The organism is Caballeronia calidae, assembly GCF_900044055.2.
GTDB classification, from domain to species: domain Bacteria; phylum Pseudomonadota; class Gammaproteobacteria; order Burkholderiales; family Burkholderiaceae; genus Caballeronia; species Caballeronia calidae.
In genome coordinates, this window is the sequence record NZ_FCOX02000239.1 from 1 (window position 1) to 1952 (window position 1952).

The 1952-nt window shown below is 48.9% G+C and carries 1 protein-coding gene; it reads right to left on the bottom strand.

Going from position 1 to position 1952, the window contains the following annotated elements; all coding sequences use genetic code 11:
* A partial coding sequence (locus AWB78_RS42305; protein ID WP_198399501.1) for a ShET2/EspL2 family type III secretion system effector toxin occupies positions 1-1386 on the bottom strand: 1386 nt, incomplete at its 3' end.
* Positions 1387-1952 lie beyond the last annotated feature (566 nt).

The window sequence follows — 1952 nt, forward strand, 5'->3', positions numbered from 1 at the left end:
CGCGGCTAGCATCGTCAGGTAAGCGCTGATGGGCGGGGGGCTATGATCCATCACTCGGTGGAAGGTGGTTTTTCCCTTACCACTCTTCGTCAGGAGCAGCTTCTTGATGTCAGTACTATCTGCACCGATCTTTTTCAGTGTTTCTACATAATTCAAGGCGGTGCTTGGGCTCCCTCCTGTTAGCACGGATTGCAGCACAGTATTGTTCAACAACAGTTTCTTGATATCCGTATAATCTGTAATGCCGACCATTCGCAAAAATTCCATGTAAGTCTGGAGCGCTTTTTCACTTTGCTTTCGCGCTTGGGACGGCATGTGCGAAAAAGCAGATATTTCTAGCGCCTTGCAGAGTGCGAACGTCCCCAAGCCGCCTACGTTCATCAACAGCGGCTTTAGGTCAACGTCCGCTTGCGTCGCCAACTTGAGGTAGGCGAGGATCACTGCCTCGTTTCCGCTGAGGAGCGCTTTGTGTAGAGCGTCGATGTTATTTGGAAATTTCACAAACAGTGATTTGAGAGCCTCTTTGGATAAGCTACCTGCTTTAGCATCGCTGGACAGTTGTTCAATTTCCTGGAGCACCCCACTGGACATCGCGAGAAAAAAGCGAGGCTCGGCGGATTCGTAGTTGATCGGGCGCTTGCCACTGAATCGGGCATCCGAGGTAGGATCGGTGATCATTTCAATTAAACGCATCATGTGTGGATCGTAACTTTTCGCCAACGACCTATGGTTCGGAAATGCATCGAAAAAGTGAGCTTTCTTCAGATCATTTAAGTTATTGCTCGCGAATCGCGTATATTCCTCAGTGATGGCGGGGTCGTAGAAGCGAACTACATATCGCTTCATATCGGATGACTCGGGTTTTATTTCAAGAGTCAGGGCCATCACATGTTGTCCCGTGCTGATCATTGCGCTGCGCCACTTACGGCCATTGGATTGGGATGGTTGCTCACCAAGCTTGTCAAGTTGAAAAACAATCCACGCGCCAAATTCCGACATTAAAATAATGTCGGAATTTGCCTTTGATGTATAGTTATGCCAATCCTCGTCCGTGCAAAAATTTACACCTTCCTGAAGTGCACTCTTGTTAAAACGCTTAGCTGTATCGACCTTTCTCTCTTTGTCAGAGTCCAATTTGAATGTGAGGGAAAGATTTCGGCACCAAAGCTTTTCGTCTGTGCCTGGAAATTTATATTTACCGTTGTTATTGGTTTTTATTCCGACTTCATCGAATTTCTTGAAATAGAAATCCTTGGTGCCGCGCGGCTTCAAACTTTCTACCAACGGTGAAGCAGATTTTGAAGGAACGGGACCCTTGCGCGGAGATTGATTGAGCTCGTTAGAACAATCATTACCGGATTTGGGCGTGAGACTGTTAACTATCATTGGCATGATCCTGATAAGTGTTCAGGCGAAAACTGATCTGAAATTGGTCCCATAGGCATCGAGCAGGTTGCGAACTCATCGTCGATGGTTTCCATGGTCCAGGTGACGAAATAATGGTATTTGGCCTGCTTCCAGAGGATCTCGATGATGTTCAGTTCGGGACTATAGGCTGCAGGTAGAACAGCTGCATGCGATGTTCACGTAACCAGCGCTCGTGGAGTTCAAAATCGATGGCATGATGGATTGATGCGTTATCGAGCACCCCCACCGGCGGACGTTCACCGCCCCTGTTGGGCAAGCTGCTCAAAGAACTCGATAAACAGCGTCGCACTTGATCGACGAATTCGCGACATGGTAAGCGAGCGTATTGGCGCCAAAATCGAGCGCGTCAAGGGGAATCCGTTACGTCGAGGGCAATCGACAAGGTTTCTAGTGCGCATGGCATCGGTGCGCCGTGCTAAGGAACGAGTGAGAAATAACTTCCCGGCGGTGCTGGGTGGTGGGAAGCGGCACTGTTAAGATGCAATGGATCCGGAGGATAGACGATGCAGGCTGGTTACAGGGCT